This window comes from Ruegeria sp. HKCCA5929 (genome assembly GCF_013034525.1).
Lineage (GTDB): Bacteria > Pseudomonadota > Alphaproteobacteria > Rhodobacterales > Rhodobacteraceae > Ruegeria.
In genome coordinates this window covers 76,058-96,578 of sequence record NZ_WQGE01000003.1, presented here as the reverse complement: position 1 = coordinate 96,578, position 20,521 = coordinate 76,058, and the positions used below count along the sequence as shown (strand labels likewise).

Here is a 20,521-nt window from a genome sequence, read left to right as displayed (position 1 = left end):
GGAACCCTGCCTTTTGCTTCCGCAGATCACTTGAGAAAGTGACGTGATCGGCCTTCGCAATGCACTTTGTTCGCCTTTCGCATGTTTCAAAATTTGTGTCCGTGAACTTTTGTCGTTCTAAAAACACGATGCGCAATTCCGCAACCTAGGCTCAGAACACATTGAGTTCTGCCTCGTCGAAGCGTCCACCTGCCAACGAAACGAACAAACTAGCGCACCCAAACGGTCTGTATCAGCCTTTCCCTTAGCGTCTGAAACGCAGCATAGAGTACGGGGATCATCAGCAGGCCCAATGTGCTATCCACCACCATGCCAAATAGTACCGGGTAACCGATGGACACGCGCGCCTCTGCACCGGCACCGCTGGACAATACCAACGGCAGAACTCCGACGATGAAACACAGACCCGTCATCGTCACAGGACGAAACCGGATTTCGGCAGCTTTGATCGCCGCCTCGTGAATATTGGTGCCGGAACGCCTTTCCTGATTGGCGAACTCAACAACCATGATGGCCTTTTTGACCGCCAGCCCGATGAGCAACACCATTCCAATCTGCGCGAATATGTTGCTTGTCAAAAACGGAAACAGTGCCAACGGAATAAGCGCGCCCAGCAATGCAAAGACGGCCGACGTGATGATCGACAAGGGCAATATCCAGCTTTCATACAGAACCACCAGAAACAAGTAGGCCAGTATCAAGGCAGACAACATGATAAATGGCACCATGCCATGAGATTCTACTTCTTGCTGCGTCACACCGGACCACTCGATCCCAAAGCCGTCCGGTAGTGTTTTGTCTGCAATCTCTTGAATCGCTTTGATGCCCGCACCTGAACTGACCCCTTCGGCCAATTGCGCGCTGACAGACGCTGCAGTGAAAAGGTTGTACCGGGGGATCGTGTCTGGCGCGAGTACCGGCTCACTGCTCAGAAAATTTCGCAACGGCAGCGACTCGCCCGAACTGTTTTTGACATAGATGTTGTCCACATCCTCCAGTGTTTGACGAAATGGCGCATCAGCTGAAATGACGACCCAATAGACCCGATCGGACACGATAAAGTTGTCGACAAAAAACGAGCTGAGATTGGCTTGTAGCGCCGTGAATATGTCAGACACGCTTACGCCAAGTGTCTCGGCCCGGTCCCGATCCACTGACAGATGATACTGTGGTGTCTGACCCGAAAAACTACCATGTGCGCGGGTAAATTCGGGTGCGGCATTCAACGCGGTCACAAATGCGTTCATCACCGCATCCAGTTGCACACCGTCCCCTTTTTCATACTCCAAAAGCTCGACCGAAATTCCGCCCGCCGATCCTAGCCCGTGGATTGTTGGGAACGGAAACACATAGCTTTCCGCCTCTGGCAGGGTGGCCAGCTGTTGGTCCAGGTCTCGCATAATCGCATCCCAGTGCAGATCCGGGCTGGTGCGTTCGTCCCACGGCTTAAGAGTAACAATCGCCATACCGACATTCGACCGGCCACCTGCCAGCATGCTCGCCCCGGACACCGTGGTGACAGTGTCCACACCGGGTGCTTTTTCGATCACCGTACCGGCCTTGGCCATAAAGGCCTGTGTACGCTGTAGCGAGGCACCATCAGGAAGCGTCATAGCCGAGAGCAGAACACCATTGTCTTCTTGCGGGATAAGGCCGGTTGGCACCGTTCTGAACAGATAAATTGTCGCCCCGATACAGGCGGCGAAAAAAAGCAGTGACACCGCGATGTATCTTAACATCCACGACACCAAACGCATGTACTGCCGCCTACCCCATGAAACCGCCAACGGCACAAAACGCAATGGACCAATCGGTTGCATACCTGATTTCAGGACCATCGCGCACAGCACCGGGGCCAGGGTCAGTGCATTCACCGCCGACAGCACAAAAGCAAAGATAATTGTCGCCGCAAACTGGTAATAGATCGTTCCGGTCAAGCCGGGGAAAAAACAGACCGGTGCAAAGACTGCCGCCAGCACAAAAGTGGTTGCAATGATCGGGCGATTGACTTGTGACATCGCCTTAAGCGTAGCCTCGCGCGGTTCAAGCCTTTCTTCGGTCATGATCCGTTCGGCGTTCTCGATGATGATTATCGCGTCATCGACCACAAGCGTGATGGCGAGGACCAAGGCAAACAACGTGATCATGTTTGCACTGAATCCAATCGCATAAATCAGTGCGATTGCGCCCAGCAGAGAGACCGGAATTGCAATTGCCGGAACAATGGTCGCCCGGATACTGGCCAAAAAGAGAAATGTGACCGCGATCACCAATCCTGCGGTCAGCGCCAGAGTTTTAAGAATATCTTCGATTGAAACACGCACGGCGTCAGTGACGTCATAGGTGATCTCATACGAGACTCCTTCGGGAAACTTTTTTGACAGTTCACCCATCAGGTTGTGGACGCTGTCTGAAATCTCAAGCGCGTTGGCAGTACTCTCCTGATGCACAGCAATGGCCGCCGTGTCCTTGCCATTGAGTTGCGAAGAGCCGCTATAGGTGGCCGAACCGAGCTCGATCCGCGCTATGTCCTCCAGTCGGGTTATCGACCCGTCATCGCCAGTGGAAATGATGATCCGGCCGAACTCTTCCGCGCTTCGCAACAGGCCCTCTGCACGCAGTTTAAACTGGAAATCCGTGCGCGCATCGCCAAATGGCGGAGCGCCAACCTGACCAGCTGCTGCGACAACATTTTGGTTTTTAATCGCATCGGCGATCTCTGACGCGGTGACGTTCAGCGCGGCCATACGAACCGGGTTGATCCAGATCCGCATACTGTATTCCAGTTGACCGAACTGCGTGACCCCACCCACACCTTGCAGACGTTGTAAGGGATCATGCAGGAAATCGGCCGCATAATTACTCAGATATAGTTCATCACGCGAACCGTCCGGCGAGGTCAGGTTGATCACAAGGATCATGTTGCCGGATTGTTTGGTGACCTCGATGCCCTGTTGCTGAACAACGGACGGCAGTTCTGCGCTTGCCAGCGCGATGCGGTTTTGCACCTCAACCGCAGCAACATTGGGATCTGTTCCCAACTGGAACGAAACACTCAGAACATAGCTGCCATCGTTCGAGCTTTTGGACTTCATGTACAACATGCCATCGATTCCGTTCACACGTTCCTCGATGGGAGTGGCCACGGATTCCTGTATCACCTGCGCATCCGCGCCGGGGTACTTTGCAGACACATAGATCTGCGGTGGCGTAATGTTCGGATATTCCGAAATAGGCAAAAGACGCACACAAACCGCGCCGAAGAGAACCATCAAAATCGCGATGACTGCAGCAAAATGCGGGCGATTGATGAAATAGTGAGAGACCAAGCCAAGCCCTAACTCTGACTATCGACCGGTTTCACGAGTAGGCCGTCGTGAATTTTCTGCAACCCCTGCACGACCACGCGATCTCCGTCCTTAAGGCCGGATTTTACCTGGGTTCTGGTTGCCGTCTGAGTGCCAATTTCGATGTCAATACGATGAACCGTGTCTTTGCTATCGACAGAGAACACGAAGTAGCCTTGCTTATCGAACTGAACCGCATTGCGCGGCACAGTCAACACCCTGGAGTCGTCCGGCCCGCTGAGCGTGACGCTGACAAACTGCCCAGGAATGAGAAACCCATCGGGATTTGAGAACGTGGCCCTCAACTCAATAGTATCGGTGTCCTGACTGACACTGTCGCCCACATACGTCACCTTACCTTCTGTCTCGTAGGCCAGACCGTCGGCCAAAGTGATCCGCGTCGCAAGCTTGATACCTTGGGGGGAGATTGATCCATTGCGGCGTTCGCGCAGCAATACAGGCTCACTGACAAAAAAGCTGACCAGAATGGGGTCAACACTTGTGACGGTCGCCAAAACGCCGCTGTCGGTATTGACGATATTCCCTGCATCAATCGCCGACAAACCGATCCGCCCGTCCAAAGGGCTGATGATGTCCGTAAGGTCCAGCGCGATCTGTGCGATCTTCAAATTGGCCTGCGCTTCATCCACCGAAGCCTGACCCTCGTCATAGGCCGCCTTGGCCGTGTCCAGAACGGACTGGGGAACATCGCCTTTCTCAAAAAGCTTCTGCTGCCGGTCGAGTTCCGTCTTGGCGCTGAGCGCAGAAGCCTGGGCACTTTTCAAAGCAGCCTGCGCGCCTTCAACACTGGCCGCATATTTCCTTTTCTCAATGCGGAACAGAACGTCGCCCTTTGTAACGGCCCCCCCTTCGATAAAGTTGACCTCAAGCAGAACGCCTTCCACCCTGGCCTGAAGGTCGACACTCTGATCAGCAACCACACGACCCACGAAGTTATCCTGCTTCTGCAGCTCCTCCAGTTTTGCGGAAGCTACCACCACGCTGGGCGCCGTTGGGTCAGATTGCGCAGCTGCGGGACCCACCAATCCAAGGGCGATCAGAACACTAAGTAACTGGGCCGTTTTTTTCATCCGATGCTCGCTTATCCGCAAGTACATGGCTGCCAGTATACTATTGATGGCTGAAGGCGGCACTGCAACGGAATTCTGGTTTGGCTGAATTGCCGAACCGAAATATGTCACGTGCTTCAGAATACTGAACCGGCGGCAACAGAAACAAATGTGGATCGCATGTCTTTGACTGATGGCCGGGATCCTTTCAGGTATCCCTGCAACAGGAACCGAAACGCTCCGTCCAGACGCATATATAATCGCTCTTGTTCTGTCCGCTCCACTGCCAGAGGTGCCATCATCCCGATCAAAAGCTCTTCGATTTCTGTCACAACGGGCTCAAAAGTGTCGTCAAACATGGCTTGATTGCGGATGTCGTACCAAAGCCTGTGCAGTTCAGCCTCTTGCTGGATCGTCTCGGCGAGAGCATGGCAAAACGCTTTCATCGCCTTGTCCGGCGCTTCGATCCCTTCTACGGCCGAGGTCATCAACTCCACAAAGTGGAGCTTGTATTGACGGACACAGAAAACAAGCAATTCGTCTTTGTCTTCAAAATAGTAGTGCAGGCTACCCAGCGACATATCTGAATGCGCGGCGATGTCGCGCAGCGTGGTGCGCGCATAGCCATAGATTTTCAGCGCGTTGATCGCGCTTTCGGCAATCTCGCGTTTTTTCGCATCGCGCTTTCGGACCTTATGGGTTTTGCGGTCCGCAAGCTTGTTTATCGGTTCTACTTTATTCATCCCAAACCACCTTGGCCGTTCCGTGGCATAGGCCCACCCGCTAGGGGTGGACCAATCCGTTTATGCGCGGATCAGATCCGAGGCTTTTTCACCAATCATCACACAGGGCGCTTGGGTATTGCCGTTTGTGATTTTCGGCATGATCGAGGCATCGGCAACACGCAGGCCGGAAATCCCGTGCACGTTCAGTTCGGCATCAACAACTGCCATTTCATCCGAGCCCATCTTGCAGGTGCCCACCGGGTGATAGATCGTCTGTGCATTACCTCGGATCCAGGCACGTATGTCGTCGTCCGATTGCACTGCAGCCCCAGGAAAGCGCTCTGCGCCGCGGAATTCATCCATGGCAGGTGACATCAATATCTTACGAGCGATCTTCACACCTTCGACCATTACATCGAGGTCTTTCTCGTCTGCAAATGCGTTTGGATTGATGTTGAGTTTGTCTGCCGGATCGCTGGAAGCCAATGTCAGTTCGCCGACAGAGCGGGTTCCCACAACCCCCGGAAGCAACGTGAAACCTTCAGATCCATCGCTGGGGTTTCCAGCACCATCTGAAATGAACCAAGTGGGCGCGAAGTGGAATTGAAGGTCCGGTACAGGGGCATCATCCATAACCGTTAAATAGCCTCCGGCTTCACCGATGTTCGAGGTCAAAAGACCCATCCCCTTCTCCATCAGCAAAGCGCCTTGAGCTTCATCTGTCGCATGGGCCAGTGTCACCGGCTGAGTACACTCGTAAGCCACTGGTGCCATGTAATGATCCTGCAGGTTCTTACCGACACCAGGCAGGTCATGCACAACGTTTATGCCGATCGCTTCTAACTCGGCCTTGGGGCCAATACCGGACAGAAGCAAGATTTGCGGTGACCCATAGGCACCTGCCGACAGGATCACTTCTGAACCAGCTTTTGCTTCAAGTATCTCATCACCAGCTTTGAAACGTACGCCCGTACAGCGATCATCTTCGATGATCAGGTTCTGAACATGCGCTTCGGCCTGGATCACGATGTTGTCGCGCTCCAGCGCTGGGTGCAGAAACGCGCCTGCAGTCGAATTACGGAAACCGCCTTGCTGGGTGACCTGATACAGACCAAACCCTTCCTGTTCCGTGCCCTCATTGAAATCTGTACGCTCAGCATACCCCGCTTCGAGCGCCGCTTTTACCATCGCCTGGCTCAGCACATTCGGATCGCGCTGGTCCGCTACGTTCCAGGCGCCGCCAACGCCGTGGTTTTCGTCTGCGCCACGTTCATTGTTTTCTGACCTTTTGAAGATCGGAAGAAGATCTGCATAACTCCAGCCCGGATTGTCCTTGCCCCAATCATCAAAACAGGCAGGGTTGCCCCGTTTATAGATCATCGCATTGATAGAAGTGGATCCGCCAAAAACCTTGCCGCGCGGGCTGTAATAGACCTTCCCGTCTGAATGTTCCTGCGGGACCGTGGTGTAGCCCCAATCAAGATCGCTCAGGAACAGATTGGGGAAAGCTGCCGGAATATGGATGAACTGGTTTTCATCCGCAGGACCAGCCTCTAACACCAACACAGTTTTGTCTACATCTTCGGAAAGTCGCGCCGCCAATGCGCATCCAGCCGCCCCTGCTCCGATCACAATGTAGTCGTAGATTTCTGCGGATTGTGCCTTGGCATGACGCGCCCCCAAAGCCAATGGCGCAGTGACCGCCACACCCAAAGCGGCGCTCTGACGCATAAACGCGCGGCGCGAAAGGTTCCCTGCACTGAAGGATTTTTGCAGTTTTCCAAGCTTTTCTTGCTTCACGATTTCCTCCCAAAATCTCAGCGTCACGGCTTCGAATCCGGGTGACGCGCAAAAAGTGAAACACATTTTCTGGACATCTGTACAGTTTTTTCGTTCAAGATTGACAAGGTGCCATCTGCTTGCGCTGCAGTTTCTTTTGCCAGTTGGAATGATCGAACGAAACTTTTGTGGACCTGCCTTGATCGCCTGGTTTGGACCTTCAGCGGATACATCACCCAGAACCTTAGAGGTCTGAAACAGAACTGACGGACTGCCCGTACGCAGACCGTTTTCTACTGCGCGTGTTCCAGAACTGTTCGAATTTCTTGGTGTTTTCCGCGTACCTCGCAGTCCTAAAACCAGCAGGTTCAATATTTCCGCAAAAAAGAAAATCAATATGATATAGAGAGATACGAATATGATTTCTTGCAGTGCAATTTCACGACGCAACCGGGCAATCTTGATTTGGGAGGTCAAAAATGCTTCGTACGTTTGGATGTTCTATCACGCTTATACTGGCATCAACGACGGTCTTTGCCGACGCGGTTCCCAGCAAAGAAGCGGCGGAAGGATTATTTTCAGATCAACCGTATTCCCCATATGCCGAGCGCTCTTTTCCTGAACGCCCATTGTGGGGCGACACGCATCTTCACACCGGGCTTTCGCTGGATGCAGGAGCTTTTGGCAACACTTTGCTGCCGGATGAAGCGTGGCGTTTCGCAAAAGGCGAGCAGGTCATTTCTTCGACGGGGCAACCGGTAAGGCTGGCCCGTCCGCTGGATTGGATGGTGCTGACGGATCATACCGACCTGATGGGTTTTGCGCCGGATCTTCAGGCGGGCAAGCCAGGCGTATTGGCTGATCCAAAGGGATTGGAATGGTACGAGGGCTACAAGGCAGGGGGTGAAGAGGCTGGGAAAACCGCCTTCGACATCATCACCAACTTCTCGCAAATGACATTGCCCGAGGTTCTGTTAGAATCTTACAGCCCCGGTGCCGACGCATTTGCTTTCACTTGGGAACACATTGTCCTGGCCGCCGAAAAACACAACGATCCCGGCAACTTTACGGCTTTCATCGGGTTCGAGTGGACATCGGTGCCCAAGGGTTTCAACCTGCACCGGAACGTCATGCTGCGCGATGGGCCAATCCGAGCTTTGCAAATGGTACCGCCAGTCACGCAGCCGCCTTATGGTGATACGGATCCAAAATCCCTTTACGCATGGCTGGAAGAGTATCAGGAAAAGACAGGGGGCCGCGCTGTTGCTTTTGCACATAACGGCAATCTGTCAAATGGATGGATGTTCCCAACCGAAGACACGTATCACGGCGGCAAGGTCGACGAGGAATACGTGGCAGCCCGCGCGAAATGGGAACCCCATTATGAGGTCACTCAAATCAAGGGCGACGGCGAAGCACACCCCTTCCTGAGTCCCGACGACGAATTTGCGGATTACGAGAACTGGGACGTCGGCAATCTGGACATTACCGAGCTAAAGACTGACGATATGCTGGCCGGCGAATACGCCCGAGAGGCCTTGAAACGTGGTTTGATGCTGGAAGAAAAGTTCGGCGTGAACCCCTACAAGTTCGGAATGGGTGGCGCGACGGACAGCCATACCTCTTTGGCCACAGCCGAAGAAGATAACTTCTTTGGGAAATCGGTGAGTGTCGAGCCTTCGGCCTCGCGCATCCAACATCCATTCATTGCCAATGATCTAGGAGAGATTCCCGGCGACCTACTTGTTGCTTCCGGATACACCGCAGTATGGGCTACAGATAACACGCGCGCTGCGATCTTTGATGCATTCAAACGGCGTGAAACCTACGCGACCACTGGGCCACGTATTGGCCTGCGATTCTTTGGCGGGTGGAACTTCGATCAAGCGGATGTTGAAACCCGTTTCCTTGCAAATGTTGGCTACACCAAAGGTGTTCCAATGGGGTCAGACCTTCGCCCTCGCGAGGGTGATGGTGCGCCTTCTTTCCTGATTGCCGCTCTGCGCGACCCGGTTGGTGCAAACCTTGATCGCGTGCAGGTGGTCAAAGGGTGGCTGGATTCAGAAGGAGCCATGCAGGAAAAGGTTTACGACGTAGCATGGTCGGACAACCGAGTTGCCGATGACAACGGTAAGATCCCTGCGGTTGGAAATACGGTCGATGTAGAAACTGCCAGCTGGAGCAACACGATCGGCACTGCCGAACTTGTGACTGTTTGGACTGACCCAGATTTTGATCCGAGTGAGAGGGCGTTTTATTACGTTCGCGCCATCGAAATCCCGACCCCGCGCTGGGTGCTGTACGATAAGCTGCGATTTGGCGCTGAGCTTCCGGAAGACGCAGTGCTTACGCATCAGGAACGCGCCTATTCATCTCCGATTTGGTACACGCCGGCGGAATGATCAGGTCAACACATGAAATTGGATACCGGGGCGGTTACTACGGCCTCGGTTCCTCCTCCAAATCTCTAAGACCTGCAGGACGCTATTCATCCCCTGCGTAGTGTTAGCTCTTAAGAGCTACAGACGTTTTAACCACGTGCGTACCGGATGCCCGTTTCGGTTGCAGTGTTTGTTCTTCTGGTCTTCAACTATACGGTTTCAGAGAGACGCACACGGTATTGATGCATATGCAAGTAATGCGGCTGCATGCGATAATGGATGCGCTGCACGCGTCGTGGCGTGTTGCTGAGATCGACATACTTGCGCTTTTGCGGGACCAGCCCGGTGGATTGCGCCAGATTGGCATGAAACTTGCCGCCTTCGCACCAGCTGTGCTCGGAAGGATCTCCACCAGCTTCCCAGCTCAGCGCTTCTTTGATGAAGGGAATATCAACCGCCTCACAAAACGCACGCGTGACGTCGCCCGGGTTTTCAAGCAGATCATCGCTGTCGATGACAAATGGCCGTTTGCCATGTTTTGCGGACAGCAGGTCGAACAGCGCGCGCTGCTCGGGAAAACCAATCTCAAGCTCGTCGAAATCAGGCCATTTGTCATACATCGACGTGATCGTTTTGGCCGGATCACGGATCAGGAAGGCGTGGGTGAAATGCGACAGAAACTCTTCATCCCACATATGGCTGATGTAGTTCGGGAAATCCTTGATGAAGACCGGGCCTTTTTCGGCACGGGCTTTGATGTCTTCCCAAACACTTTCCAGCGAAAGACCGGGCCGGGTCTCGCCTCCTTCGGGAAAACGCGGCCACATCGGGTTTTCCCCGTGATACCAGGCCTCACCAAAAGGTTCATGCAGGCAATCCAGATCGCCGCGTTGTTTCATCATGTGTTCGAACGCGGTTGATGTGGACCGGGGGATGGCCCAGAGCGCGATGATCTTATGCATGGATCATGTCTCCAAAGTCGCCATCAACTGACCGTGGTAAGATGTTGGAGCAAGGCCCAAGGTCTTGAATAGGCGCCAGTAGAGCGCAGTGTCGTGACCAATGACCGGTTTCCCCAGCCGTTTTTCAAGCTCGGCCGTATGGTGTACCGGGCGGCGGGCTACTCCGTCCGAGGGGCGGCGATAGTTCGACATGCCGTTGATCAGATAAGCATCCACATTCGGGGCCTGCTCGGCGGTGTAGTCGAAGCTCTTCCAGATCAGCGCTTCATCAAAGCACCAGACGCAATCATCGACCTCTTCCTGCGTGGCAAACCAGCCCTGATCAAAGAAATTCCCGGCCCAGACCACGTCAAACCCGGCCTCTTTCAGGAACCCGACCGTGCCCATGTACCAGGAATTGGTGTGATAGCAGGCGTTCAGCGCCACCTTCTCGGCACCGATCTCGCGCAGCGCCTCGACCATGGCGTAACCCGCCATGTGGAAGGGCGTTTCGTATTTGTCGCTGAGCATCTCGCAATGCTGGCGGATGCCTTCAACGCCCAAACCGCTGGCATGCACCCAGTTCGAACCGACCTGCCCGCACACATCGGCATTGTTGATCGCCATGCACTCGACGAACTCCTCAAGCAGGCCAAAGTTCTTTTTCCGCTGATCCAGTCCGTGCTGGTAGCCTGGAACATGCAGCATACGCCCATGTACGCCGACAGTGTCGGGTGCCATGCGGATAAAGTCCGACGGAGCCGCGCAATAGTCGAAAGGCGGGCAGGTGAACCCCACCTGATAGGGAAACAGTTTACGCTCTGGGTTTTCCCACCGTTCAGGTTTGGTGAAAGTGTTCATGTGTCATCTATCCTGTGCGAGGCAGCTCCGCTTGTGCATCCTGAAACAAAGCGCAGCCGCAAATCTATTGCTTTTTCGGCAAGAACTCTTGCCAATTCTGGAAAGAGTTCCGCTGCATTTTGCAGGTTCAAACCGGATGTCAGGCAGGGGCGTTTACCGTTTCGTCTGCCTTTAGCCGGTGCTTAAAAAGATGCTCGTAATGCGGCAGTGCTTGCGCATAGATCTCTTTGACGTGATCCGGTTGATCTTCAACCGAGCCATAGGTGCGCGGCATGGGCTTGAGCCCGCTGGACGCGCTCAGGCTGTCATGCCAGGACCCGTTATCATACCACCCCACTTCGGGCCGCGCGCCGGGTTCCCATGACAAGGCCTCGGGCACGAAGTCCAGACCGACGGCTTTGCACCAGGCCGATACGATACCTTCGGGGTTTTCCAGCAGATCGTCGCTGCCGATCACGGGCGGCGCTTTGCCGTCGCGTTCGGCAATCCGGTCAAAGAGTTTGCGATGTTCCTCGAACCCATACTCGGCCACGACCCAATCCGGGCCGCGCTTGAATATGGACGGGATTGACTTTGAAGGGTCACGGATCAGGAAACTGTGGGTCATCGGGGCGAGAAATTCATCGCTGATATCAGGGGCCAGAAAATGCGGCATGTCCTTGGAAAAGACCGGCTTGTTCCGTGCGGCCTGCAGCATCCGATCATGCACCTTCTGCGTCGTCAGGCCCGGCACGCGTTCGCTGTCTGCGGTCAGGCGCGGCCACGCGGCATCGTCGCCCTTGTACCAGGCTTCGCCGAAGGGTTCGTGGAAACAGGCCATATCGCCCCGCATCCGCATCATCCATTCAAAAGCGGTTGATGTTGTACGGGGCGTGGACCACAGCAGTACAATTTTGTTCATCGCGTTCTCCCTGTTTACCGGTGCATCCATCCTCGCGCGAAGCCGGAAGAATGTTCGGGGCAACGCTGAAGCAGACCGCCGCACAAATCCATTGCTTTTGCTGCCGCGAGGATTATCAATTTGGACATGAGTACGATGCGACGTGTCCCCTCGATGAGCCCGCTCATCGCCTTTGAAGCGGTTGCACGGCTGGGCAGCGTCACGTTGGCAGCGGAAGAGCTGAACACATCGCAATCCGCGATCAGCCGGCACATACGCAATCTTGAGGAACGGTTTTCGCTGGAACTGCTCCAGCGTGACGGTCGCGGGATTGCACTGACGGCGGCCGGCAAAAGCTATCACGCGGCGGTGTCATCGGCCCTGACCAGCCTGCAATCGGCCGAGCATCGACTGACGCAGGCGCAGCGCTCGCTGACCATCGCCTGTTCGTATTCCGTCAGCCATCTGATCATCATGCCCCATTACAACCAACTGCGCCGCCGTGTGGGTGAGAATGTCACAATCAATGTGCTGACGTCGAATTACGAAAGCCAGAGCATGGTCAACGAACCCAATGCCGACGTTGCCATCGGATACAAGTTCAACGGGCCGGGCGGGAAATTGCAAAAAATCCTGCACGAAAGTGTCATCCCCGTCGCCTCGCCCGAGTATATCTTACAGCACAAAGACATCCTCGAAGGACCGATCGAGGGATGGAGCCAACTCCGCTTTCTTGACCTTCCGCAGGGCACGCTCGGTTGGGCAACGTGGAGCGATTGGTTCAGCAATCACAACATCACACCCAACATTGCGCCGGCCGACACGTTCAGCAATTTTGTCTACCTGCTCGAGGCCGCCTCTTCCGGCGCGGGGATCGCGCTCGGATGGCAAGGATTCATTGAGCGCTACATAAAGATCGGCTCTATCCAGACCATCGGCGAACAATGGTATTCCACAAACAACTGCCTGTGGGGGCGGTGTACCCAGCAAGGCCAGAACAAAAGATCCGCCCAGGATTGCCTCGCCTTTCTAACCGAACTTTTCGAAAACGCACCAATGCGCCAAAACTAAACCAAACTGCAAAGCGTCAGGCCCCATCTTCATGCCGCGGAAGAGTTGGAGCGGTCTGCTCCAGCGACAGTTCCGCATCAGAAAAAACCCAAGGCCCCCGAATACCAGGAACACCTTCAGGGCAAATCTGCATACCGCGAGACTGAATTTGCGGATCCTCAAAAGCCTCTCGGATCGAATTGATCGGACCTGCAGGCACCGTCGCGGCCTCAAGCGCCTGCAGAAGTTCGGCCTTTGCCCATTTGCGCGTCTCAGTCTCAAGCTGTTGGGTCAACACCGCTCGGTTTTCCACGCGCAGCGGATTGGTGGTAAATTTGGGATCAGCGCTGAGATGGTCGAGGCCCAGAACCCCGCAAAGCCTTTGAAACTGGCCATCATTGCCCACTGCCAGGATGAAGTGCCCATCCGCCGCAGGGAGCACCTGATAAGGTGAGATATTGGGATGATCATTGCCCCGGCGTTGCGGGCTTTCCCCGGTGACCAGATAGTTCATACCTTGATTGGCCAGCAACGCGACGGCGCAATCCAGAAGGGACATGTCGATGTGCTGACCCTTACCGGTGCGGTGGCGTTGCTCAATGGCGGCCAGAATTCCGATAGTACCATAAAGGCCAGTCAGGATATCCGTCACAGCTACGCCCAGCTTTTGAGGCTGACCAGCTGGATCGCCTGTTACGGACATAAGACCTGACATTCCCTGAAGAAGAAAATCATACCCTGCGCGTTGTGCGTAAGGTCCGTCTTGCCCGAACCCCGTGACCGAGCAATAGATGAGCCGAGGGTTCAGATCTTTGACCTGATCGTAAGACAACCCATATTTGGACAGCCCGCCAACCTTGAAATTCTCGATTAAAATATCCGCATCCGCGATCAGCGCACGCACCTGTTGCTGCCCTTCCGGGGTTCGGAAATCGCAGGTGATGCAGTCTTTTCCACGATTTGCAGAATAGTAGTACGCTGCTGTCTTATCCCCATCTCGCTCGACGAAGGGCGGGCCCCATTTTCGGGTGTCGTCGCCATCGGGGCTTTCGACCTTGATGACCTCGGCACCCAAATCGGCCAAGGCTTGTCCCGCCCATGGTCCAGCCAAAATGCGGGCGAGTTCTACGACTTTCAATCCATCCAATGGGGCCATCGGTTCTTCTCACTAACTAGGTGCGGCAAGACACAACCCTGCCCATGCACACAGATTCATGACCTATACCAATACCGCCGCACATATCCTGCGCCACAGTTTTTTGCCCGCAGGGCCGGAACCTGATCCGGTCGTGTGAAATCAATGCTCGGCAATTGCTGCGACAGCGGCGCGGATTGCATTCTGCCTTTGCTCAAAATCCTCATCGGTCAGCGCAAGGTGGGGGTAAAACTTGCCCGCGACTCTGAATATTCCCTGCTCACGCAGAGCGGCATCGAATAAGACCGGTATCCAACGATTTGATCGGAGATTTCCGCCGCTTCCAACGATCCAGAAAGCACCCCCATCAGTCTTTTGCCATTGGCATAAAGCCGTTCATAGGTTCCATCCCGGCGCAGTGTTTCCATCGTATTGCGACCGACCACAGCGGCCAATGGGTTGCCGCAAAGGGTCCCAACCATCATCAACCACTTGTCTGGTCCCACGATGATTTTGTCGAAGTGGTCCATAAAATCCTTACGCCGTGCAAGCGCTGCCAGCGGGAAACCACCACCGACGACCTTGCCAAGCGTGCACAGGTCGGGCGTGACACCGTAATTTTCCTGAGCACCGCCATAGGAAAGGCTGAAACCCGTCACCACCTCGTCAAATAACAAAACGGTTCCATACGTGTCGCACTGGTCGCGCAGCAGCTGTAAAACCCAGGCTGGGGTGGGATGAAGCGTTGCAGGGGCTCGACTATAATCGGCGCGATCTCGTCAGCCTGTTCTTTCAGAAGGCTGACCAAAAACTCGGGATCGTATACGGGGCCACCGGCATCTGGGCACGCACAGCTTCGGGGATACCAGCGCTGTCGGGCATTGCTTGTGGGAAGTTGATCAGCTTTTCCGGGCAAGGCTCATCTGCCCCTCGGCGGACATTCCGCGATAGGCGCCTTCGAACTTCAGGATTTTGTCGCGACCGGTTTAGGCGCGGGCCAGCCGCATCGCTTACATATCGGCTTCGCCACCTGACGTGAGAAAGCGAACCTGCTCAGCGCAGGGCAGCGCGTTGCAGATATCTTCGGCCAACTCGACCGCCGCTGTATTGTTGGCGAAGAAAGTCATCCCTTTGGGCAGTTGCTCCAGCACAGCCTCCAGCACTTCTGGGTGCCCATGCCCCAGAAGCATCGGGCCTGAACCGACCAGATAATCGACATGCTCACGCCCATCCTGATCCCAGATGCGGCTGCCGCGCCCTTCTTTTACAAAGACGCTGTGGTCGTAGTTTCCCAACCCACCGGCGGGCATCACCATTTGCGCGCGAGCAACCCAATCGGTCATAACTTACATACCGTTTCTCTCTTTGTTCAAAAGTCGGTCGACCAGCAGGCTCCCGCCTCCGCTAACCCCGCCCAGGTTGCCGACCAAAAGAGATTGCGTATCAATTGCGTAAGAAGATCGGTGTGAACTCCAAATCCGTGACCTGAGCAATGCGCATCTCTGTTACTCCATCGTGACCACGATGTTGCCGGTATGAGCCTTGGCAATGAAGGCTTCTTGCGCCTTGTGCAGATCCCGTAGCGGATAGGACGCGGCCAGCAAGGGCCGCAGCGCCCCGGTAGAGATCAACTGAACAGCGCGCGAGAACAGACCCGGCGGCGTGATCGTGGCCCCGGTCATCTGGATGTCCTTATAAACCAGCTGGCGCAGATCAAACTCGACCATCGGCCCGGCAATGGCCCCGGATGTGGAATAGCGCCCACGTTGCCTCAGCGCGTTGATCAGCGGCATGAACATTGCCCCGCCCACCACATCCAGTGCCACATCGACCGGGCCGCCCGCCGCGTCGCGGATGCGGGTCTCAAGATCAGCCTCGTTTCGGTCAATCACTGCAGAACAGCCCAAATCCAGCAGGTCTTGCGCCTTGGTCGCTGAGGCAATCCCGATTACCCGCGCCCCGCGCGCCAGACAGAGTTGGATCGCCGTTGTGCCGACCCCGCCCGATGCGCCCGAGATCACCACCCACTCGCCCGGCTGCGGTGCCGCGCGCCAGACCAGATGTTCGGCAGTTGTCAGCACGGTGGGGAAAGTCGCCAGCTCAGCGTCAGACAGATCGCTGGTCACCGGAATGGCGTTTTCAGCACGCACCTTGGTATAATCGGCAAAGCCGCCATCACATTCCGAGCCATAGTACCACGTGTTTTCTGGCAGGTGCCAATCCCCATGGCCGTGCAGCCAGGGGTCAATCAGAACCCGCTGACCAACGAGGTATGGGTCCACGCCCGCGCCCACAGCTGCAATGCGCCCAGCCACATCCGCGCCCTGAATGCGCGGGAAGGTCAGTGGCGCGTTGGACCAACTGCCGGTGTCCTCATCAGCGCTGACAAAGCCGCCCTTGCCGCCGTCTTCAGTGATACCATCAGTGACGGTTTTGGAATACCACGCCGTCCGCGTATTAATATCAGTGTTGTTCAGCCCGCAGGCCCCCACCTTGATCACTACCTCACCCGGACCGGGTTGCGGGGTTGGCCAATCCTCATGGTATTCCAGCTTGTCCAACCCGCCATGGCCAACCAGCACAACCGCGCGCATTTTCTCGGGAACAGTGCTCATCTTCAGGGTCCTTGTTGCAGAAGCAAACATCAGTTCAGCAGATTTTCGTCGTAAGGATAGTCGTCAATCTGTTCGAGACCATTTGCCGTAACAAGGAACTGATGCTCGATTTTGACGCCGCTTCCACCACGGTCCGAACCGACATAGCCCTCGACGCAGATCATCATGTTCTCTTCGATTATCCCGTCATAGCCGATATCGTCCCAATCCAGCGGGTAGGGCACATAGGGGTATTCATCGCACATCCCGACGCCATGCATGATGCAGGGGTAGCGATGCGCATGGAATTCCTCGGGGTGGCGGAAACTTTTGTCGACCAGCTCCTTGAAGGACACTCCAGGGCGCACATTGGCCTTGTTGTGCTCGATCTCGTCCAAGGCTCGCTTGAACAGATCGCGGTATTCCTGCGGGGCCTTCCCATCGCCACAGTACCATGTGCGTGAGATGTCGGACATATAGCCAAAGGGGCCGACCATGTCGGTGTCAAAGCCCAGTAGTTCGCCCTTTTGTACACGACGCTCTCCGGCCTCTTGTAGCCAAGGATTGGTGCGTGGCCCCGAGGCCAGCATTCGCGCCTCGGACCACAGGCCGCCATGGGCGATGTTGATCTGGCTCAGGATGCTCCAAAGTTCGTTTTCCGAGATACCGGGCTGGAAGGCCTGGTGCATCTTGGTAATCCCAAGCTGCGCCACGTCAATGGCATAGCGGCATAACGCAATCTCTTCCTTGCATTTGATCGAACGGGCTTTTTCCAAAAAACCGGGTGCGTCTACAACCTCGAAACCGGCCTGCATCAACCCCTGCACGGCAGAGGCATCCAGACGGTCGAGCGCCACGCGGCAGCGACCTTTGCCCGCAAGCCGACCTTTGACAAAATCCACGAATTTGCGCGTGTTCTCTACCTGATCAAACCCTGCCAAGAACGGCGCAAGCCCAAACATCGGCACATATTCCGTGACGTGGTCCAGATCCTTGATAAACGCGCCGCTGAAGACCACCGGACCGTCTGCAAAGATCATGAGCATCATCAGTGGGATGCGTGCCTGGAACTGCATGTATTCGTGATAGTTCACCGCGTAGCGCATGGTCAGCGGGTTGGTGATGACGGCCAGGTCCACATCCCGTTCCGCCATCGCCTCGCGGATACGGCCCATACGGTAATCGTTCATCGTGTCCCAATTGATGTCAGGCGCGGGCAGGACTGCCTTGGTAAACTCGGCAAAGGGTTCGTGTTCGTTCATAACGCTACCTCTAGGGTTGCTGCGACGTCACGCAGACGCAGGTTTTGCGGGTCAAGAACCGCATCGGGCAGGACTTTGGCTTTGTGCATTTCACCAAACACGATCACCTCAAGCTCGGTCCCTGGCTTCGCGACCTGTGGTTTGACGAAGGCAAAGGCCAGATTGCGCCCTGTGACCGGACCAAAGCCGCCCGACGAGATCGAACCGACCTTTTCGCCGTTCAGATAAACCGCCTCACCGCCCAGCACATCGGTGCCCTCCATCTGGATGTCCAGATAGGCGATGACCGAAGAACTGCCGGTCTCGGCCAGCTTGGCCAGCGCCTCTTTGCCAACAAACGTCTTGTCGAACTTCACAAAGCGCATCTGGTCGGTGTGCACGGGGCTGGCGTCATTGGCCAGCTCATGCCCACCGCGATAGGCTTTTTCCATGCGCATCATTTCCAGCGCCTTTGACCCAAACGGCACCATGCCATGGGGCTGGCCGGCATCCCAGATCGCGTCCCACACAGTGCCAAGCTGATCCATGGGCGCGTGCAGCTCCCATGCCAGTTCGCCCGAGAAGGACAGGCGCAACGCAATCAGGTTGACCCCTGCAACCGACATTTCACGCGCCTTGAGCCAGCCGAAGTCGGCGTTTTCCAGCGACGCATCGCTGAGCGGGGCCAACACCTCGCGGGCTTTGGGACCCGCCACGGTCAGAATGCCCCAATCGTCGGACAGGTTGCGGATGCTCACATCCTCGGACCCGCGCTGATGCACGGTGATCCAGTCCCAGACGCGGCGCTCGGACGGGCCGCCGGTCACAAACCAGAACCGATCTTCGGCCAGCCGCGCAATGGTTGCCTCGCCCTCGATCGTGCCTTGTTCGTTCAACAGCAGCGTCAGGCAGGTGCCGCCCACCTTTTTGGGCATCCGGTTGGCGCAAAGCCGGTTCAGATACGCCTCCGCCTCGGGGCCGGTGACCTCGAACTTGGAAAAGGCCGAGAAGTCGCCGATGCCAACGCCTTCATGTACCGCGCGGGCCTCGGCCAGGGCGGCCTCCCACGATGGGCCACGTTTCCAGGACTCGAGCTCTTTGCCACCCCATTCGGGTTTGCCGTAAACGCGGGGACGCTCCCAGCCGCCAGCCTCTTCGAACACGGCATGCAACGCCTTGGTCCGGTCATGCACGCCAGAGTTTCGGATCTCGCGGCAGGTTTCATATTGCAGCTGCGGATAAGGCAGCGACAGGCGCGTCATGTAGTTCTCGCGGCAGCGCTGATAGATATAATCCTCGTCCACACGGCTATGGAACCGGCGCGGATCAAAGCCGCGCATCGAGATATCGGCCGTGCCATGCACCATCCATTGCGCCAGCGCCCGGCCCAGTCCCGGCCCCCAGGCAATGCCCACGGTCGCACCGCAGGCCAGCCAGTGATTGCGCAAGCCCGGCGCAGGCCCGACCAGCGGGTGGCCGTCCGGCGTATAGGTGATTGCGCCATTGACGATGCGTTTGATGCCGCGCTCCATAAGGCAGGGATAGCGTTCAAAACACTTCTCCAACCACGGCATAATACGGTCATAGTCGGGTTCAAACAGTTCGTTCTCGCTGTCCCAGGGGCAGCCCTCGCGCCATTTGGCCAGCGCGTCATGGGTGTCATACAGCCCGATCAGCGCCCCACCCTGTTCGCGGCGCAGATAGCCCGTAAAGTAATCATCGCGGGTGACGGGGATTTCATGACCCATCGCCTCAAACTCGGGCACCGCATCGGTGACCACATAGTGGTGCTGCATCGGGACAATCGGCAGGTCCAGCCCGCTGAAGGCCCCGATCTGGCGCGCATGGTATCCACCGGCATTGACCACATGCTCACAGATGATGTCGCCCTGCTCGGTCACCACCTTCCATTCGCCCGAGGGCATCTGCTGCACATCCGTCACCCGGTTGCGGCGCAGCACTTTGGCCCCCCGCATCCGCGCGCCCTTGGCCATCGCCTGACAGGTGCCGGATGGGTCAACATGGCCATCATCGGGCGTATAAGTCCCGCCGATGATATGCGACGTGTCATAGATCGGGTTCAGCTTGGCGATTTCTTCGGGGGTAACCCAGCGACACTCCTGCCCGCGGGCCAAAACCGCGTCACGCGTGTGCATCAGCCAGGCACGGTGATCCTCGGTTGCGGCCACGCGCAAGGACCCGCAATTGTGCCAGCTGACGCCCTGCTCGGTCTCATCCTCAATGGTTTTATACAGATCCACCGCGTAATCGTGACAGATCCCCAACGCATGGCCCGCCGTCATGCGACTGACCAATCCCGCCGCATGCCAAGTAGCCCCGGACGTCAGTTCCGCCTTTTCAACCAGAACAACATCTGTCCAGCCTTCCTTAGCCAGATGATACAGGACGCTGGCACCCATATTGCCACCGCCGATTACAACGACCCGAGCCGATTCCATTACAGTTCTCCGCGTTTCCTGCCGGAGACACTTCCGCATCGGAAAAATTTTGTCCACA

General features: G+C 56.1%; 15 protein-coding genes. 2 read left to right on the top strand and 13 right to left on the bottom strand.

Annotated elements, in window-relative coordinates; translation table 11 throughout:
• Positions 1–209 precede the first annotated feature (209 nt).
• The 4 genes from GOV90_RS09385 to GOV90_RS09370 all read right to left on the bottom strand — a co-directional run bounded on the left by GOV90_RS09385 (position 210) and on the right by GOV90_RS09370 (position 6,942).
• Positions 210–3,329, bottom strand: coding sequence for an efflux RND transporter permease subunit (locus GOV90_RS09385; protein WP_171095516.1), 3,120 nt, complete (start codon positions 3,327–3,329; stop codon positions 210–212).
• Positions 3,330–3,337: 8 nt separating this feature from the next.
• The gene (locus GOV90_RS09380; RefSeq protein ID WP_171095514.1) at positions 3,338–4,438 is read right to left on the bottom strand and encodes an efflux RND transporter periplasmic adaptor subunit; all 1,101 of its coding nucleotides are present in this window, start codon (positions 4,436–4,438) and stop codon (positions 3,338–3,340) included.
• Positions 4,439–4,554: 116 nt separating this feature from the next.
• Complete coding sequence (locus GOV90_RS09375; RefSeq protein WP_171095513.1) at positions 4,555–5,160, bottom strand: TetR/AcrR family transcriptional regulator; 606 nt, start codon at positions 5,158–5,160, stop codon at positions 4,555–4,557.
• A gap of 60 nt (positions 5,161–5,220) precedes the next feature.
• Positions 5,221–6,942, bottom strand: a complete 1,722-nt coding sequence (locus tag GOV90_RS09370) for a GMC family oxidoreductase N-terminal domain-containing protein (RefSeq protein ID WP_256367974.1) — start codon at positions 6,940–6,942, stop codon at positions 5,221–5,223.
• 458 nt (positions 6,943–7,400) lie between these two features.
• On the opposite strand from GOV90_RS09370, the gene GOV90_RS09365 reads away from it, so the two are divergent.
• Positions 7,401–9,323, top strand: a complete 1,923-nt coding sequence (locus GOV90_RS09365; RefSeq protein ID WP_171095511.1) for a DUF3604 domain-containing protein — start codon at positions 7,401–7,403, stop codon at positions 9,321–9,323.
• A 188-nt stretch (positions 9,324–9,511) separates the two neighbouring features.
• Here the strand turns inward: GOV90_RS09365 and GOV90_RS09360 are convergent, their stop codons facing one another.
• From GOV90_RS09360 to GOV90_RS09350, 3 genes are all read right to left on the bottom strand, one after another.
• Positions 9,512–10,264: a sulfotransferase family protein gene (locus GOV90_RS09360; protein ID WP_171172838.1), complete on the bottom strand. Its 753-nt coding sequence runs from the start codon at positions 10,262–10,264 to the stop codon at positions 9,512–9,514.
• Between the two features lie 3 nt (positions 10,265–10,267).
• Positions 10,268–11,104 (bottom strand): hypothetical protein, encoded by an 837-nt coding sequence (locus GOV90_RS09355; protein ID WP_171095507.1) that lies wholly within the window; start codon positions 11,102–11,104, stop codon positions 10,268–10,270.
• Positions 11,105–11,243: 139 nt separating this feature from the next.
• On the bottom strand, positions 11,244–12,005 hold the full coding sequence (locus tag GOV90_RS09350) for a sulfotransferase family protein (protein WP_171095505.1): 762 nt from the start codon (positions 12,003–12,005) through the stop codon (positions 11,244–11,246).
• A 153-nt stretch (positions 12,006–12,158) separates the two neighbouring features.
• On the opposite strand from GOV90_RS09350, the gene GOV90_RS09345 reads away from it, so the two are divergent.
• Complete coding sequence (locus GOV90_RS09345; RefSeq protein ID WP_171095503.1) at positions 12,159–13,055, top strand: LysR family transcriptional regulator; 897 nt, start codon at positions 12,159–12,161, stop codon at positions 13,053–13,055.
• 16 nt (positions 13,056–13,071) lie between these two features.
• Here the strand turns inward: GOV90_RS09345 and GOV90_RS09340 are convergent, their stop codons facing one another.
• From GOV90_RS09340 to GOV90_RS09320, 6 genes are all read right to left on the bottom strand, one after another.
• Positions 13,072–14,190, bottom strand: coding sequence for a CaiB/BaiF CoA-transferase family protein (locus GOV90_RS09340; RefSeq protein ID WP_171095501.1), 1,119 nt, complete (start codon positions 14,188–14,190; stop codon positions 13,072–13,074).
• Between the two features lie 209 nt (positions 14,191–14,399).
• A complete protein-coding gene (locus GOV90_RS21370; RefSeq protein WP_371732516.1) occupies positions 14,400–14,846 on the bottom strand; it encodes an aminotransferase class III-fold pyridoxal phosphate-dependent enzyme in 447 nt (148 codons plus the stop codon).
• A gap of 333 nt (positions 14,847–15,179) precedes the next feature.
• Positions 15,180–15,512 carry an aminotransferase class III-fold pyridoxal phosphate-dependent enzyme gene (locus GOV90_RS21365; protein ID WP_371732515.1) on the bottom strand — a complete coding sequence of 111 codons (333 nt, stop codon included), beginning with the start codon at positions 15,510–15,512 and terminating at the stop codon, positions 15,180–15,182.
• A 162-nt stretch (positions 15,513–15,674) separates the two neighbouring features.
• Positions 15,675–16,784 carry an alcohol dehydrogenase family protein gene (locus tag GOV90_RS09330; RefSeq protein WP_253284790.1) on the bottom strand — a complete coding sequence of 370 codons (1,110 nt, stop codon included), beginning with the start codon at positions 16,782–16,784 and terminating at the stop codon, positions 15,675–15,677.
• Positions 16,785–16,813: 29 nt separating this feature from the next.
• Positions 16,814–18,025: a Xaa-Pro peptidase family protein gene (locus GOV90_RS09325; protein WP_171095499.1), complete on the bottom strand. Its 1,212-nt coding sequence runs from the start codon at positions 18,023–18,025 to the stop codon at positions 16,814–16,816.
• Positions 18,022–20,463, bottom strand: coding sequence for an FAD-dependent oxidoreductase (locus GOV90_RS09320; protein WP_171095497.1), 2,442 nt, complete (start codon positions 20,461–20,463; stop codon positions 18,022–18,024). The genes GOV90_RS09325 and GOV90_RS09320 overlap by 4 nt, the downstream gene beginning before the upstream one ends.
• Between the last annotated feature and the right edge of the window lie 58 nt (positions 20,464–20,521).

Coding starts and splice junctions, on each gene's coding strand:
- GOV90_RS09375 (WP_171095513.1), bottom strand. CDS start 5,160: ATGAATAAAGTAGAACCGATAAACAAGCTTGCGGACCGCAAAACCCAT.
- GOV90_RS09330 (WP_253284790.1), bottom strand. CDS start 16,784: ATGAGCACTGTTCCCGAGAAAATGCGCGCGGTTGTGCTGGTTGGCCAT.
- GOV90_RS21365 (WP_371732515.1), bottom strand. CDS start 15,512: ATGACCGATTGGGTTGCTCGCGCGCAAATGGTGATGCCCGCCGGTGGG.
- GOV90_RS09320 (WP_171095497.1), bottom strand. CDS start 20,463: ATGGAATCGGCTCGGGTCGTTGTAATCGGCGGTGGCAATATGGGTGCC.
- GOV90_RS09380 (WP_171095514.1), bottom strand. CDS start 4,438: ATGAAAAAAACGGCCCAGTTACTTAGTGTTCTGATCGCCCTTGGATTG.
- GOV90_RS09365 (WP_171095511.1), top strand. CDS start 7,401: ATGCTTCGTACGTTTGGATGTTCTATCACGCTTATACTGGCATCAACG.
- GOV90_RS09355 (WP_171095507.1), bottom strand. CDS start 11,104: ATGAACACTTTCACCAAACCTGAACGGTGGGAAAACCCAGAGCGTAAA.
- GOV90_RS09345 (WP_171095503.1), top strand. CDS start 12,159: ATGAGCCCGCTCATCGCCTTTGAAGCGGTTGCACGGCTGGGCAGCGTC.
- GOV90_RS09350 (WP_171095505.1), bottom strand. CDS start 12,005: ATGAACAAAATTGTACTGCTGTGGTCCACGCCCCGTACAACATCAACC.
- GOV90_RS09325 (WP_171095499.1), bottom strand. CDS start 18,025: ATGAACGAACACGAACCCTTTGCCGAGTTTACCAAGGCAGTCCTGCCC.
- GOV90_RS09360 (WP_171172838.1), bottom strand. CDS start 10,264: ATGCATAAGATCATCGCGCTCTGGGCCATCCCCCGGTCCACATCAACC.
- GOV90_RS09340 (WP_171095501.1), bottom strand. CDS start 14,190: ATGGCCCCATTGGATGGATTGAAAGTCGTAGAACTCGCCCGCATTTTG.